This is a genomic window from Pontibacillus litoralis JSM 072002 (assembly GCF_000775615.1).
Taxonomy (GTDB): domain Bacteria; phylum Bacillota; class Bacilli; order Bacillales; family BH030062; genus Pontibacillus; species Pontibacillus litoralis.
In genome coordinates this window covers 20,437-35,260 of sequence record NZ_AVPG01000028.1, presented here as the reverse complement: position 1 = coordinate 35,260, position 14,824 = coordinate 20,437, and the positions used below count along the sequence as shown (strand labels likewise).

Sequence of the window (14,824 nt, the reverse complement as noted above, 5' to 3'; positions counted from 1 at the left end):
AGTTACTTAACTTTTCCCTCTACTCGATTAAATAGATAGGATTTCTTTCGCTTTTGTAACTTCCTCATCGGTTGGAGTTGGAATTTTCTCTAACGGATAATCGAGATTTAATTGTTCCCATTTGTATACGCCCATTCGGTGATAAGGAAGGATTTCGATCTTTTCGACGTTTCCGAGTTCGTCGATCCATTGTTTCAGCTGGTATAATTCCCGCTTCTCATCCGTTATGCCTGGAATAAGTACGCGTCGTATCCAGACAGGTGTTTTCTTCTCAGCAAGTAAGGCGGCAAATTTGAGTATGTGTTTGTTGTGCATGCCAGTTAGCTGCTTGTGTACATGGTTATCCATCTGTTTTATATCTAATAATACGAGATCTGTGTAACGGAGCAGCTCCTCTAACGTGTGTAAAAAGGTAGCATTTTCACGAAAGCATCCTGCTGACGTATCAATTGCAGTATGCAGTCCTAGCTTTTTACATTGTTTAAAGAGCTCTAGCAAGAAGTCAACTTGTAGCAATGGTTCTCCTCCGCTAACGGTTACGCCCCCTGAGTGTTCAATGTAAGGGAGGTAATCTTGTATGTCCTTTATAATGTTATCAACTGTCATTTCTGTCCCTTTCTTTGTATTCCACGTATCAGGATTGTGGCAAAATTGACAACGCATCAAACATCCTTGCATAAATATCACATATCGTACACCAGGTCCATCTACTGTTCCACACGTTTCAATGGAATGGACTTTGCCTATCATATTTAGCCCTCCCTTACAATCATAAAAATTAATTTATTGCAAATCCAATACCATTCTTCCGTTTATTTTTCCATCTATCATATCTTGGAAAATCGTATTAATGTCTTCTAATTTCGCTGTTTGTACAATGGTTTTTACTTTTCCTTGTGCGGCAAATTCTAGAGATTCGATTAAGTCTTTGCGTGTCCCAACGATACTTCCGGTAACGCTGACACCGTTTAATACGGTATCGAAAATAGGTACTTCCATCATTTCTGGTGGTAAGCCTACAGCAACACACTTACCGCCGCGTTTAACTGAGTAATAAGCATCATTAAACGCCTTTTTTGAAACGGCTGTACATACTGCTACTTGAACGCCGCCAATTTCTTCTTGAATATACGTAGAAGCATTCTCTTCTATTGGATTGACGACTTTATCTGCACCTAATTGTTGCGCGAGTTGTAGCTTTTCTTCAAATGTATCAACCGCAACGACGTTAAATCCCATAGCTTTAGCATATTGAACGGCTACATGACCTAATCCACCTATACCATATATGGCTACCCAATCACCTGGTTTCGCTTCACCTACTTTAAGCGCTTTGTATGTCGTAACACCAGCGCAGAAGATAGGGGCTGCTTGAATGTAATCTAAGTTATCTGGCAACTTTACGGCGTAGTCAGCTGCTGCTACACAATATTCTGCATAGCCTCCATCAACCGAGTATCCAGCGTTGTGTTGGTGATGGCACAACGTTTCGCGTCCTGTTAAACAATATTCGCAATGACCACAAGCACTATATAACCAAGGGACACCAACGCGGTCACCTTTTTTTAAATGAGTGACGCCCTCACCAACTTCAACGATTTCCCCAACTCCTTCATGCCCTGGAATGAGTGGAAGTTTCGGTTTTACTGGCCAATCACCGTGTGCGGCATGAAGATCGGTATGGCATACACCGCAGGCTTTCATATGAACGAGCACTTCTCCTAATCCAACTTTAGGTACAGCGACTGTTTCGATAGATAAATGTTCTTTAAACTGATGGACAACAGCAGCTTTCATCTCTCGTGCAGGTTTTAAATAGGAATGGTTTGTACACATATTTCATACCTCCTGATATTTAGGTGTTTATAACCCTTGATGGAACGTGCGGTTTAGTACATCTAATTGTTGTTCTCGCGTCAATTTTACAAAGTTCACAGCGTAACCACTTACTCGTATGGTTAATTGTGGGTATCGTTCAGGGTGTTCCATTGCTTCTTGTAGTGTAGCTTGATCAAATACATTAATATTTAAATGATGTCCCTCTTTCTTCATATAACCATCGATGATCGTTACGAGATTGTTTATTCGTACATCCATTGTTTTTCCTAATGCTTTTGGTACGAAACTAGATGTATTGGATATACCGTCCATGGCGTTAACATACGGCAATTTGGCAACGCTATTTAAGGAAGCTAGTGCTCCTGACTGATCTCTTCCGTGTAGTGGATTTGCCCCAGGTGCGAATGGTGCTCCTGCTTTTCGGCCATCAGGCGTATTGCCAGTTTTCTTTCCATACACTACATTTGATGTGATGGTGAGTATGGATAAAGTCGGAATGGCATTACGATACGTTGGCTGCTTGCGGAACTTATTCATGAACGTATTTACAAGGTCTACAGCGATTTGGTCGACAGCATCGTTATTGTTTCCGTATTTAGGGAAATCGCCTTCGATACGATAGTCAATAGCAAGTCCATCTTCATTACGGATTACGTGCACATTTGCATGTTTTATCGCACTTAAGCTATCCACAACAACACTTAATCCAGCGATTCCTCCTGCCATCGTCCGTTCTACTTCTGCATCGTGTAAAGCCATTTCTATGCGTTCGTATGCGTATTTGTCATGCATATAATGGATTGCATTTAACGTATTCATATACAACTTCGCTAACCAATCTAATATAAGGTCATATCTCTTCATTACTTCATCGTATTGTAATATATTTTTTGTAATGGGACGGAATGGGGGAGCGATTTGCTGATTTGTTTGCTCATCAATCCCGCCATTAATTGCGTATAATAGTGCCTTCGCTAAGTTGACACGAGCCCCGAAGAATTGCATTTGTTTTCCAATTTTCATTGCACTTACACAACAAGCAATGCCGTAGTCATCTCCGTAATATTGGCGCATTAAGTCATCATTTTCGTATTGAATGGAACTCGATGTAATGGACATGCTAGCGCAATATTTTTTGAAGTTCTCTGGTAGTTTCGTCGACCACAGAATTGTCAAGTTAGGTTCCGGTGCTGGTCCGAGGTTCGTCAACGTGTGCAAGAAGCGGAAAGAACTCTTCGTCACAAGAGGTTCTCCCTGCAAGCTGACACCACCGATAGCTTCTGTTACCCAAGTCGGATCACCACTGAATAGTTCGTTATACTCTGGGGTCCGAGCAAATTTCACGAGTCGTAGCTTCATGATGAAATGGTCGATTAGTTCTTGAGCTTGTTGTTCTGTCAACGTTCCTTCTTGGATATCCCGCTCTATATAAATATCTAAAAAAGTAGAAACTCGGCCAAGGCTCATCGCTGCACCGTTTTGTTCTTTTATCGCTGCTAAGTAAGCGAAGTATAGCCATTGAATAGCCTCTTGAGCATCAGAAGCTGGTTTAGAGATGTCAAAGCCATAAGATTGTCCCATATCCTTCAACTCATGCAAAGAACGAATTTGTTCGGCATGCTCTTCTCGTTGACGTATTATAGCTTCTGTTAGCACCCCGCCATTTTCTAGTTGTTTCATTTCTTCTTGTTTCTTCACAATTAGAAAATCAACACCGTACAACGGAACGCGACGATAGTCACCAATAATTCTGCCACGACCGTACGCATCTGGTAAACCGGTAATGATGCCAGCTTTCCGAGCTTGTTTCATGTCACTAGTATACACATCAAATACGCCATGATTATGGGTTTTGCGATAGTTAGTGAAGATGTGTTCCGTTTCTTCGTCAAGTTCATATCCATAAGACATACAAGCAGCTTTCGCCATACGAATACCACCATAAGGCATTAAAGAACGTTTAAACGGCTCATCTGTTTGGACGCCGACGATTTTCTCTTTACGCTTATCAATATAGCCGGGCCCGTGAGAAGTAATAGAGGATGGAATGGACGTATCCATGTCCCATACGCCACCTTTTTCTCGTTCTTCATTTGTTAAATCCATAATGCGTTCCCAAAGTTCATTTGTTGCTTGTGTAGGTGATGCTAGAAAATGTTCGTCTTCTTCGTAAAGCGTATAGTTCCGAATAATGAAATCTCTGACATCAATGGTTGTATTCCATTTCCCTTGTTGAAATGTTCGCCATGGGGTTACCATCGTGGTAATCATGAAGCTACCTCCTTTTAAAGAATAGTAGGGTGTTTCTACTACCATTATATAGTAACACAGCCTTTGTGAATCATTTCACATATGACTATTTTTTGAACATTTAGGCAAAGAAAAAGACAACCTTAGTTATAGGTTGCCTGTTTTTGGATTATCCATTTTCAGGTTGGAACGTTTTACAATCAGTTTCTTCTTGAGAGGAAGCTTGTCGTCCTTTATGACTGACGACAAAAATTTGATCAGCGCCACATTTTTGACCTTGTTGATTATGCACACAATTATGAACTTCACAAAGCACATCTAAAGCCATTCGCAAACACCTCCTCTAATAGTTAGTATATCCTCCTTTGAGCGGTTTACTCGTCTTGATAAAAATTTTATCGTTGTACGAACAGATGGAAAAGATTATGATAGACGTAATTACTACTTTTTCAAAAAGAGAAAGGATCGATGACGAATGAATATGGAAGAGCGAATACAGCAAGTGGATGGACTTGGATTAAAAGCGTTATTAAATGAGGGAGAATTAACGACGCTTGACGTAACAAACTTCTATATAAAGCAAATCAAAGCGAAAAACCCAGCACTGAATGCCGTTGTACATACAATGTTTGATGAAGCGTTAGCGAATGCAGAGACTATATTGCCGACGCAAGGGACATTAGCTGGATTACCATTTTTAATAAAAGATTTAAATGATGTACAAGGTCAACCAACAACACACGGTTCAAACCTGTTAGAAGGTTACGTTGCGAAAGATGATGAAATGTTAACGAAACGGTATAGAAATGCGGGATTGGTCTTTCTTGGTAAAACGAACACACCTGAATTTGGTTTCCTTGCAACAACAGAACCTACATACATAGGTCCAGCACGTAACCCTTGGGATTTAACTCGTTCTGCTGGTGGTTCTAGTGGCGGAGCAGCAGCTGCAGTGGCGGCTGGAATGGTTCCGTTTGCGCACGGTAGTGATGGAGGAGGTTCCATTCGAATTCCTGCATCATGCTGTGGTTTATTTGGATTAAAGCCTTCTCGTGGCCGTGGTCCATATGGAATGTATATGAATGATATTGCTGTAAACCATTCGTTAACGCGCTCTGTTCGTGATAGTGCTGCATTGCTCGATGCAATGAAAGGGAAAGGGAACTATGAAAGCTATCCACCGCTGGCTCAAGATGTTCTCTATTTAAATGAAGTGCATCGCGAGCCAAGAAGTTTGAAGGTTGCTGTTGCTCCGAATTGGAACAATCAAGTTTCTATTTCTCCGGAAAATGAACAAGCTATAGAAGAAACAGTGACTTTACTTCAAGAGTTAGGGCATCAAGTAACCTATGACACGCCTGTATTCGATTTTCAACAATTTGCTGAAGACTTCATTACCATTTGGATTGCAAGTGGTTCGGTCATTATGAAGCATTTAGGACAGTTAACAGGGAATGAGCCGAATGCAAATAATGTAGAGCCGTTATCTTATGATGTGTGGAAGCAAGGGGAACAATACAGTGCGCTGGAGTATGAAGAAGCAAGAATTCGCATGCAAATGGTTGCGAAGAAAGTGCTTGCTTTTTATGATCAATACGACATAATGGTGACACCTGTATTGAATGGATTACCCGCCAAAGTTGGTGCCTTCTCTAATCAACAACATGCAAGAGAAGATATGCTCGACACAATGACAAACTATGTAAGCTTCACCCAAATTGCGAATGCGACAGGACAACCGGCCATGAGTGTTCCGCTCCATTGGACGAAAGAAGGATTACCAGTAGGTGTTCATTTTATGGGACGATTAAGCGATGAGCAGACTTTATTTCAACTAGCAGGACAATTAGAAAGAAAAAGACCGTGGTTTCATCGATATAATGCTATTTCTTTATAATGAGAATGGGAGCTTAGCTATTAGGCTGAGCTCTCTTTTTTATTGTCGGCTTACATATCTCCCATCAATTACTGTTTGTAAAACGCTTCTACTTGCAAATACTACGAATGGCTTATGAAAGGCCGATTTGAAAAAGGAGGAAACCATATGCCGAAATGGTTGAGCATAATGTGTAGCAGTATACTGGCAATTAGTTTACTCGTAGGGTGTGCAACAGAGGAAGAAGCGCGTACCGATATAAATGAGATAGATACAGAAAGGTTATCGACCGAGTACAACCAAAATGAATTACGTCAAGAAACGCCGCCTCCTGTTAATCGATTTGACGTTCAAGGTGAAGTGCGAAAGTTTACAGTTCCCGGTGGTGAAATGGAGCGATATGATATAAATCCGGAACAGTTTGATCTTTATCCTAACCGTGATACGAAACAACGAATGGATAAACAGCCGCAATACGACCAACGAGAAGTACCAGGCTCACAAGAATCGAATCAAAAGCAAGAAGATACGGAAGAAGCCGATACCTTTGTTAAACAAGTAGTTGACTTAACGAATAAAGAACGAAAAAAGCAAGGGTTGCCAAAGCTTCAATCGTTTGATGATTTAGCATTCGTAGCAAAGAAGAAATCTGAAGATATGGCAGAAAACGAATATTTTGCCCATAACTCCCCAACATACGGGACACCGTTTGAAATGATGAAGAATTTCGGTATTGATTATAAATCTGCAGCAGAAAATATCGCAGCAGGGCAACAATCGCCGGATGAAGTTGTACAAAACTGGATGGATAGTGCCGGTCATCGAAAAAATATCCTGAATAAAAACGTTACCCACATTGGTGTTGGCGTTGAACGTGGTGGGAAGATGGGGATATATTGGACGCAAATGTTTATACAGAAATAACAATCTGAACTAGTGTTTCTAAACAGGAGCACTAGTTTTTGAAACGGATGACTCTTATATTTCGTATACATAAATAATGAGGTAAAAAGGAGTGGGGAAGTATGAGTGAACAAAAAGGATGTTTCAAATGTGGAAGTACAGACGCTGGGAAAAAAGAAGTAGCGATGACAGGTACTGGTTTGTCTAAAATGTTTGATGTACAAAACAATCGCTTTATTGTCGTCTTCTGTAAAAATTGTGGTTATTCAGAATTTTACAATGCCAATACGTCCACATCAGGTAACATTATTGATTTTTTCTTAGGATAGTGCAGGTTCCGCTTTCTCTGCCTGGCTAAAGTTTTTGTGGTATAATGAGAGGCATGCAGATAAAGAGGGAGCGGTTGTATGGAGAAGAATAAAGTGATGCTTGTAGATGGCATGGCGCTATTATTTCGTGCCTATTATTCGACAGCTATGAGCGGCTACTTTCGAATAAATAGTAAAGGTGTACCGACGAATGCAGTTCATGGCTTTGTGAAGCATTTGTTTACGGCGATGGATCATTTTAAGCCAAGTCATGTCATTTGTTGTTGGGATATGGGAAGTACGACGTTTCGAACGGAAATGTATCCAGATTACAAGGCGAATCGAGATGCACCGCCAGTCGAACTGGTGCCACAGTTTGATCTAGTAAAAGAGGTAACGAATTCATTAAATATCCCGAACATAGGATTACAAGGTTATGAAGCAGATGATTGTATAGGTACTTTAACGACACATTTTGAACAAGAAGCAGAAGTACTTATTCTGACTGGTGATCAAGATATTTTGCAATTATTGCGAGATAATGTGTCTGTTGTATTGTTGCAAAAAGGATATGGGAATTACAAAGTATATACGCATGACACATTCCTTGAAGAAAAAGGTATTACTCCTCGCCAAATCATTGATTTAAAAGCGTTAATGGGAGACAGTAGTGACAATTACCCAGGTGTTAAAGGCATAGGCGAAAAAACAGCACTTAAATTGTTGTATGCTCACGGTTCTGTTGAAGGTATTTTGCAAAATATATCGACACTAACTAAAAGCCAACGAGAAAAAATTGAGCGAGATGTAGACAATCTCCATTTATCTCGTAAACTAGCAGAAATTTATTGCCAGGTTGATGTAACTTGTTCTATACACGAAGCAGCAATTACAATAGATCGTGCGGTAATGGAAGCGAAATTTAATGAAGTTGAGCTTGGTAATGTCGCACAGTTGATAGCTAAATAACGAACACATGCCTTTTATTTGTAGAGGCGTGTGTTTTTTTATTCAAATCCATTTCGAAATGCAATAATGGAATGGATTCACTTATAATAAAGCGCTTACAAAACAGAAAATTGTTAATATATAACGAATTCAAGACATTTCTATGCTAGAATAATAGTACTTGTTGTAGAAAAGGATAGATGTGAATGGCTTGGGATGTGTTAAACTTTATTGCTGTTGCCTCGTTTGCATTTAGCGGTGCAGTAGTTGCAATTAGTGAACGATATGATATTTTTGGTGTGTTTATACTCGGTATAGCAACGGCATTTGCAGGTGGAATCATGAGAAATGTAATCTTGCAAGAAGACGTAACTCAAGTGTGGGAACAAGGAGTATTTCTGTACGTTGCCATTGCAATAATTGTAATCGCTTACATAATGCCGAAGAGTTGGGTTTTGTTCTGGAATAAGTGGAACGTTTATTTAGATGCATTCGGTTTATCGGCTTTTGCTATTCAAGGAGCTTTATTCGCTATTGTACATGAGCTGTCATTTGGGGCAATCTTGTTCTCAGCAGTAATTACTGGTGTTGGAGGTGGAATGGTAAGGGATTTGCTGGCACAAAAACGTCCGATGGTACTTCATGCGGAGATTTACGCTGTCTGGGCTTTACTAGCAGGAGTTGCACTTGGAATAGGAGTCATTGATTATACGAGCTCTTGGCAACTATATACGCTATTTCTTACAATTATGGTGTTCCGTTTATTATCTTATCATTTGAATTGGCATTTACGATTTCGGGATATTTATCGAATATAAAATTACTATTTACAATGGTAGTTATTCTTGTTATGTTTAAATGGAAGTATTTACACAACAATAAACTCTATTTATTTGCTAGGGGTGCCGTTTTAAGAGCGGCTGAGAGGATAGATTCCGACCCTTTGAACCTGAATTGGTTAAGACCAACGGAGGGAAGCGCTCGGCATACGTTTATGCAATTGTTCGTATAACCAAGCTCATCCTTCTAGGGGTGGGCTTTTTTTGTTGTGAATAAGAAAGGGAGATTTTACATGCTGAAGATCGGAGATAAAATAATACATAATCGGTTGTTTACTGGTACAGGAAAGTACAATAATCATCAAACGATGAGGCAAGCAATCGAACAATCGAATACGGAGGTTGTAACCGTAGCATTAAGACGCGTCGATTTAAGTGGAGATGATACGTACATTCTGAATGATATTCCAGAATATATACAATTAATGCCGAACACGTCAGGAGCTCGCACGGCTGAAGAGGCAGTTCGTATTGCCCGTCTTGCAAAGGCAAGTGGATTAGGGGATTGGATCAAAATTGAAGTCATCCCAGATCATAAGTATTTGTTGCCAGATAACGAGGAGACGCTAAAAGCGACGGAAATTCTCGTGAAGGAAGGCTTTGTCGTATTGCCATATATGACGCCTGATTTAATGGCTGGGAAAAGAATGGAGCAAGCTGGAGCAGCGGCAATCATGCCTCTAGGTTCACCTATTGGCTCGAATAGAGGAATTCGTATGAAGGAAATGATACGCATTATGATTGATGAAATAGAGGCTCCTATTATTGTTGATGCAGGTATTGGAAAACCATCAGAAGCTGCTGAAGCGATGGAGATGGGAGCAGATGCTGTGCTAGTAAATACGGCTATTGCAACTGCACGTAATCCAGTAGAAATGGCTAGAGCGTTTGATTTTGCTGTACAGGCTGGTCGAATTGCTTATGAGTCTGGTATAAGTAGTGCAAGTTTACAAGCAAATGCATCTTCACCACTAACAGGATTTCTAACAAAGTAAGAGGGGGATTGTATGAGTTTTTATGAGCAGTGTCAGCATTTGCAATCACATATTACAGAAGAAATGTTTCGTGAAGTCACAGCCGCAGATGTCCAACTAGTTCTAGCCAAAGATCGCATTACTGCAGAGGATTATTTCACTTTACTTTCTCCTGCAGCTGAACCTTTCTTAGAACAGATGGCGCAAAAGGCTCATCAATATACGGTTCAACACTACGGTAAAACGATGCAGCTTTTTCTTCCATTATACGTGTCAGATTACTGCGTGAACACGTGTAAATATTGCAGCTTTAGTATTGATCACGTGTTCCCACGTAGAAAGTTGACGTTAGAAGAAATAGAAAAAGAAGCTCAAATGATTGCCGCAAAAGGGATACAAGATATTATTTTGCTATCTGGTGAATCAAAGCTACATTCTTCTGTTTCTTATTTGCAAGAAACTATGGAAGTGTTGCGTCACTATTTTTCTTCGGTTGGGATTGAAATTCAACCACTTGATACGAATGAATACGAACAATTGGTGCAAAGTGGAATTGATAGTTTGACGGTTTATCAAGAAGTGTATAATGAGGATGTTTATCGAGACATTCATGTGAAAGGTCCTAAGCGTCACTTTAAATATCGCCTCGATACACCTGAACGTGGATGTCAAGCTGGGATGCGGAGTGTAAACATTGGTGCACTATTAGGATTGGATGATTGGCGAAAGGAGTCTTTCATAACAGGAATGCATGCCCACTATTTGCAAAATCGATACTTGGAAACGGCTATTTCTGTTTCTTTTCCACGTATTCGGCCCAATGCGGGTAGCTTTCAACCTAAAGTGGAGGTAGCTGACCTTCATCTTGTTCAAGCCATGGTTGCTTTCCGTTTATTTATGCCACGAGCTGGGATCACGATGTCCACAAGAGAACATCCTACTTTCCGTGACCAAATCATCCCATTGGGCGTTACCAAAATGTCAGCTGAATCTTCAACGGAAGTAGGAGGTTATGCTCATCCACAAGAAACGCAAAGCCAATTTGAAATAAGTGATGATCGTTCTGTACAGGACATACAGCGGTTATTGCGACAAAAAGGCTATCAACCTATTATGAAAGATTGGCAAATTACTTCATAGGGTAAAGGAGAATCAGGTGTGGAATTCCATATGCTATCAGATGGACAACAACAGGTGGGGAAATTCATCTCTGTTGGGAGGGAAGTCATTGAACATATTGACTACATTCATATTAGGGAAAAACATCGGCCAGCACGTGAATTGGTAGATTGGATTGAACAATTAGTAGAAAACGGTATACCGCTAAGCAAGATTGTAGTAAATGATCGGGTGGATGTAGCATACGCTTTAGGAGTAGCAGGCGTCCATTTAACGGAAAAAAGTTTATGTCCACACACCGTAAAGTATGCGTTTCCAAATTTGCGGATAGGTAAGTCTGTGCATTCTGTACTAGGTGCGATGACAGCTGAAAGAGAAGGTGCCGATTATGTGTTTTTTGGTCACATCTTTGAGACGCCTTCTAAACGAAACGTAGCTCCAAAGGGAATCAACATGTTAGAAGAAGTTTGTCAACACGTTTCCATTCCAGTTATAGCCATCGGCGGGGTTAAACCGCAACATGTGAAACAAATACAACGTACAGGTGCACAAGGAATGGCTGTGTTATCCCCGTTTTGGCATGAGAAAGATCCTGAAACACTTGCCGCATCTTATCGAAAGGAGACAGTATTATGATGATACATGTGAATGGGTGCCAAACGAATGTACCAAGTGATGTACGAACGATGGAGCAATTGATGCATTATTATGAACTACAAGCTAAGTCAATGATAGTGGAATTAAACAAGGCTATTGTAAACAAAGATAAGTACGCGTCTACGTCTTTGCAAAATGGGGATTGTATTGAATTCGTTCATTTCGTTGGAGGAGGATGAGAATGTGCAAGAACGATACTCACGTCAGCAATTATTTACCCCAATAGGCCTCGAAGGTCAGCAGAAAATCAATTGTAAAACCGTACTAATTATTGGAGCTGGAGCACTTGGTGCAGCTAGTGCTGAATCTTTAGTACGAGCTGGAATTGGTAAGCTAGTCATAGTCGATCGGGATTATGTAGAGGTCAGTAATTTACAACGACAACAATTGTACGAAGAAAGAGATGCAACATTGCGCATCCCGAAAGCAGAAGCAGCGAAAGCGCACTTACAATCGATTAATTCAGCAGTAACCATTGAATCACACGTAGCTGATGCAGATGTAGAATTGTTGAGTCAGCTAGTGCTTGAAGCGGATGTTCTACTTGATGCGACCGACAACTTTGATACAAGAATGATTATTAATGATATAGCGCAAAAGTATAACACACCTTGGATTTATGGGGCGTGTGTTGGTAGTTACGGAATAAGCTTTACCATTATTCCAGGAAAAACTCCATGCTTAAACTGTTTACTCGAAACCGTGCCACTAGGTGGAGCGACGTGTGATACAGTTGGAATTATTTCCCCTACTGTTCAAATGGTCGTTGCTCACCAAGTGGCTGAAGCATTAAAGCTATTAGTGGAGGACGAAGGTGCTTTGCGTCAAACGGTTGTATCTTTTGACCTTTGGCAACACAACTATCAATCCATTCATGTTCAAAGTGCAAAACAGTCAGCTTGTACATCGTGTGGTCCAGATGCTACATATCCTTATTTACATTATGACCAACAAATGAAAAGTGCAGTTCTATGTGGTCGTGACACAGTTCAATTAAGACCTGCACCAGGTAACCACAAGATTGACTTAAACGAATTAAGTAAGCGAATGGCGTCATTAGGAAAAGTGGAACAGAACCCATTTTTGTTATCTTTCCAACCATATAACATGAAAGAACGGATGGTTGTGTTTCAAGATAATCGAGTACTTATCCATGGTACAAAAGATATTCATGAAGCGAAAAAATTATATTATCAATGGATCGGATAGGAGGATTTCAAATGAGTGTTGCAAAAGCATTAACAATAGCTGGATCAGATAGTGGTGGTGGTGCTGGGATTCAAGCGGATTTAAAAACGTTTCAAGAATTAGGTGCTTATGGCATGTCTGTCATAACAGCTATTACAGCCCAAAATACAACAGGTGTCCATGGGGTTTATCCAGTTCAGAAACAAGGAATCAAGGACCAATTAGATGCTATTGGGAAGGATTTACCACCACAAGCATTGAAAACAGGAATGTTAGGATCGGCAGAAGTAATTGAAACGATTGCGGAGAAAATAGCTCATTATCAATGGCCTCATGTTGTCGTTGATCCTGTCATGGTTGCGAAAGGAGGAGCTAAATTATTACAAGCTGATGCAGTGCAGGCGATAATGGACCACCTCTTACCAGTAGCTACGGTCGTGACACCGAATATTCCGGAGGCAGAAGTACTTGCAAATATGTCCATTACATCGCTAGAAGATCGTAAACGAGCAGCGGAACAAATAGCAAGTTATGGTGTAGAGGTTGTCATTATTAAAGGAGGTCATGACGATTCCGCAACTGCTATTGATCTTATATATACGAATGGGCAATTTGAACAATTAGAAGGTAAGCGGTATTCAACGAACAATACACACGGTACAGGTTGCACGTTCTCCGCTGCAATAACGGCTCAACTAGCAAAAGGAAGTAGCATTACAGAAGCGGTGAAAGTTGCTAAGCAATTTATTGAATTAGCTATTAAGGAAGATCTCCATATCGGATCGGGGCATGGACCTACAAATCATTGGGCGTATCGCAAAGCCTATGTATAATGGATGAGGAAAGACTATGGAAGAAGGGCATCCCTTGAGCGGAGATGCTCTTCTTCTTACTGATGATGAGGAATTATGTTAAACTATCGGTATGTTTACATGAAATACAAATAGGGTAATGGGCTACTATACATAAATAGATTCATGGCAGGGAGAAGAGGAGAAACATGACACAGAAAAAAGCAATTGTAACAGGAGCTTCTAGTGGATTTGGTTTGCTGATTACTATTGAACTGGCTAAACGTGGGTTTCATGTCTATGCTACCATGCGTAATTTACAAAAAACTCACTGTGTAGCAGAAGCAATTCCTAGCGAAGCACTACTAAAGAACATATCCTTTTATCCATTAGATGTAACGAAACAACAATCCATACAAAGGTTTGAGCAGTTCGTTCAATCACTCGACCGTGTAGATGTACTTGTCAATAATGCCGGATATGCCGGTGCTGGCTTTTGTGAAGAAATAAAGGTTGAGGATTATCGCAATCAATTTGAAACGAATGTGTTCGGTGTCATGGCTGTAACGCAAGCCGTTCTCCCGAAAATGAGAGCTCAACAGCGAGGAAATATTATTAATGTTAGTAGCATTAGTGGGCGTGTAGCCTTTCCTGGTATATCGCCATACGTCGCATCTAAGCACGCGTTAGAAGGGTATAGTGAAAGTTTACGATTAGAAATGAAACCATTCGGCGTTCATGTTGCATTAATCGAGCCTGGGTCATATAACACTAATATATGGACAACAGGAATGCAATTAAGCAAGCGTTCGAATGAAGCGAATTCACCGTACCGCTTATACTTGCAACGCATTCAATCCAATCTAGAGAGTAGCAAGAAAAATCGCGGCAATCCACTTGACGTAGCTCAACTCATAGCGATGCTAGCTGATCAATCGACGATAAAGAAGCTTCGCTACCCCATCGGCAGCGGAGTTACATTTATGATACAACTGAAGAAAGTTATCCCATGGTGTATATGGGAAAGAATCTTTTTAAAACGATTAAACATGATAAAGAAATGATTTGCGTGTCTTATGAATAAAGACACGTATTTTTTGTGTGCGATAGATTTCACCCTTTTTTACTATAG

The 14,824-nt window shown here is 40.4% G+C and carries 16 protein-coding genes and 1 riboswitch; of the genes, 12 read left to right on the top strand and 4 right to left on the bottom strand.

All coding sequences use genetic code 11. The features are described 5' to 3' along the window. Nucleotides 1-27 precede the first annotated feature (27 nt). The 4 genes from pflA to N784_RS16400 all read right to left on the bottom strand — a co-directional run bounded on the left by pflA (nt 28) and on the right by N784_RS16400 (nt 4,417). Nucleotides 28-750 (bottom strand): pyruvate formate-lyase-activating protein, encoded by a 723-nt coding sequence (gene pflA / locus N784_RS14070; protein WP_036835886.1) that lies wholly within the window; start codon nt 748-750, stop codon nt 28-30. 33 nt (nt 751-783) lie between these two features. After that, nucleotides 784-1,797: an alcohol dehydrogenase AdhP gene (adhP, locus tag N784_RS14065; RefSeq protein ID WP_036835899.1), complete on the bottom strand. Its 1,014-nt coding sequence runs from the start codon at nt 1,795-1,797 to the stop codon at nt 784-786. A 66-nt stretch (nt 1,798-1,863) separates the two neighbouring features. Further along, the gene (pflB, locus tag N784_RS14060) at nt 1,864-4,110 is read right to left on the bottom strand and encodes a formate C-acetyltransferase (protein WP_036835885.1); all 2,247 of its coding nucleotides are present in this window, start codon (nt 4,108-4,110) and stop codon (nt 1,864-1,866) included. A 148-nt stretch (nt 4,111-4,258) separates the two neighbouring features. Continuing rightward, nucleotides 4,259-4,417 carry a DUF1540 domain-containing protein gene (locus N784_RS16400; RefSeq protein ID WP_084600276.1) on the bottom strand — a complete coding sequence of 53 codons (159 nt, stop codon included), beginning with the start codon at nt 4,415-4,417 and terminating at the stop codon, nt 4,259-4,261. Between the two features lie 147 nt (nt 4,418-4,564). On the opposite strand from N784_RS16400, the gene N784_RS14055 reads away from it, so the two are divergent. The 12 genes from N784_RS14055 (at nt 4,565) to N784_RS14000 (ending at nt 14,756) form a co-directional block, all read left to right on the top strand. Then, entirely contained in the window at nt 4,565-5,986 is a 1,422-nt protein-coding gene (locus tag N784_RS14055) for an amidase (protein WP_036835884.1), read from the top strand. Between the two features lie 147 nt (nt 5,987-6,133). Beyond that, the gene (locus N784_RS14050) at nt 6,134-6,889 is read left to right on the top strand and encodes a CAP domain-containing protein (protein ID WP_036835883.1); all 756 of its coding nucleotides are present in this window, start codon (nt 6,134-6,136) and stop codon (nt 6,887-6,889) included. 101 nt (nt 6,890-6,990) lie between these two features. After that, the gene (locus N784_RS14045) at nt 6,991-7,197 is read left to right on the top strand and encodes a zinc ribbon domain-containing protein (RefSeq protein ID WP_036835881.1); all 207 of its coding nucleotides are present in this window, start codon (nt 6,991-6,993) and stop codon (nt 7,195-7,197) included. A gap of 78 nt (nt 7,198-7,275) precedes the next feature. After that, nucleotides 7,276-8,145, top strand: a complete 870-nt coding sequence (locus N784_RS14040) for a 5'-3' exonuclease (protein ID WP_036835880.1) — start codon at nt 7,276-7,278, stop codon at nt 8,143-8,145. 185 nt (nt 8,146-8,330) lie between these two features. Continuing rightward, nucleotides 8,331-8,942, top strand: coding sequence for a trimeric intracellular cation channel family protein (locus N784_RS14035; RefSeq protein ID WP_036835879.1), 612 nt, complete (start codon nt 8,331-8,333; stop codon nt 8,940-8,942). 70 nt (nt 8,943-9,012) lie between these two features. Next, nucleotides 9,013-9,117, top strand: a riboswitch (TPP riboswitch). A 79-nt stretch (nt 9,118-9,196) separates the two neighbouring features. Beyond that, on the top strand, nt 9,197-9,958 hold the full coding sequence (locus N784_RS14030; protein ID WP_036835878.1) for a thiazole synthase: 762 nt from the start codon (nt 9,197-9,199) through the stop codon (nt 9,956-9,958). Between the two features lie 12 nt (nt 9,959-9,970). Further along, nucleotides 9,971-11,077 (top strand): 2-iminoacetate synthase ThiH, encoded by a 1,107-nt coding sequence (thiH, locus tag N784_RS14025; protein ID WP_036835877.1) that lies wholly within the window; start codon nt 9,971-9,973, stop codon nt 11,075-11,077. An 18-nt stretch (nt 11,078-11,095) separates the two neighbouring features. After that, nucleotides 11,096-11,692: a thiamine phosphate synthase gene (locus N784_RS14020; protein ID WP_052127341.1), complete on the top strand. Its 597-nt coding sequence runs from the start codon at nt 11,096-11,098 to the stop codon at nt 11,690-11,692. Continuing rightward, complete coding sequence (gene thiS, locus N784_RS14015) at nt 11,689-11,892, top strand: sulfur carrier protein ThiS (protein WP_036835875.1); 204 nt, start codon at nt 11,689-11,691, stop codon at nt 11,890-11,892. Before N784_RS14020 ends, thiS begins: the two co-directional genes overlap by 4 nt. A 4-nt stretch (nt 11,893-11,896) precedes the next feature. Beyond that, entirely contained in the window at nt 11,897-12,922 is a 1,026-nt protein-coding gene (locus tag N784_RS14010) for a MoeB/ThiF family adenylyltransferase (protein ID WP_036835874.1), read from the top strand. Between the two features lie 11 nt (nt 12,923-12,933). Further along, complete coding sequence (gene thiD / locus N784_RS14005) at nt 12,934-13,734, top strand: bifunctional hydroxymethylpyrimidine kinase/phosphomethylpyrimidine kinase (protein WP_036835873.1); 801 nt, start codon at nt 12,934-12,936, stop codon at nt 13,732-13,734. A 167-nt stretch (nt 13,735-13,901) separates the two neighbouring features. Continuing rightward, the gene (locus tag N784_RS14000; protein WP_036835871.1) at nt 13,902-14,756 is read left to right on the top strand and encodes an SDR family oxidoreductase; all 855 of its coding nucleotides are present in this window, start codon (nt 13,902-13,904) and stop codon (nt 14,754-14,756) included. Nucleotides 14,757-14,824: the final 68 nt, after the last annotated feature.

Excerpts from the sequence above, each read along its gene's own strand:
- pflA (WP_036835886.1), bottom strand. The coding sequence starts at position 750 with ATGATAGGCAAAGTCCATTCCATTGAAACGTGTGGAACAGTAGATGGA.
- adhP (WP_036835899.1), bottom strand. The coding sequence starts at position 1,797 with ATGAAAGCTGCTGTTGTCCATCAGTTTAAAGAACATTTATCTATCGAA.
- pflB (WP_036835885.1), bottom strand. The coding sequence starts at position 4,110 with ATGATTACCACGATGGTAACCCCATGGCGAACATTTCAACAAGGGAAA.
- N784_RS16400 (WP_084600276.1), bottom strand. The coding sequence starts at position 4,417 with ATGGCTTTAGATGTGCTTTGTGAAGTTCATAATTGTGTGCATAATCAA.
- N784_RS14055 (WP_036835884.1), top strand. The coding sequence starts at position 4,565 with ATGAATATGGAAGAGCGAATACAGCAAGTGGATGGACTTGGATTAAAA.
- N784_RS14050 (WP_036835883.1), top strand. The coding sequence starts at position 6,134 with ATGCCGAAATGGTTGAGCATAATGTGTAGCAGTATACTGGCAATTAGT.
- N784_RS14045 (WP_036835881.1), top strand. The coding sequence starts at position 6,991 with ATGAGTGAACAAAAAGGATGTTTCAAATGTGGAAGTACAGACGCTGGG.
- N784_RS14040 (WP_036835880.1), top strand. The coding sequence starts at position 7,276 with ATGGAGAAGAATAAAGTGATGCTTGTAGATGGCATGGCGCTATTATTT.
- N784_RS14035 (WP_036835879.1), top strand. The coding sequence starts at position 8,331 with ATGGCTTGGGATGTGTTAAACTTTATTGCTGTTGCCTCGTTTGCATTT.
- N784_RS14030 (WP_036835878.1), top strand. The coding sequence starts at position 9,197 with ATGCTGAAGATCGGAGATAAAATAATACATAATCGGTTGTTTACTGGT.
- thiH (WP_036835877.1), top strand. The coding sequence starts at position 9,971 with ATGAGTTTTTATGAGCAGTGTCAGCATTTGCAATCACATATTACAGAA.
- thiS (WP_036835875.1), top strand. The coding sequence starts at position 11,689 with ATGATGATACATGTGAATGGGTGCCAAACGAATGTACCAAGTGATGTA.
- thiD (WP_036835873.1), top strand. The coding sequence starts at position 12,934 with ATGAGTGTTGCAAAAGCATTAACAATAGCTGGATCAGATAGTGGTGGT.
- N784_RS14000 (WP_036835871.1), top strand. The coding sequence starts at position 13,902 with ATGACACAGAAAAAAGCAATTGTAACAGGAGCTTCTAGTGGATTTGGT.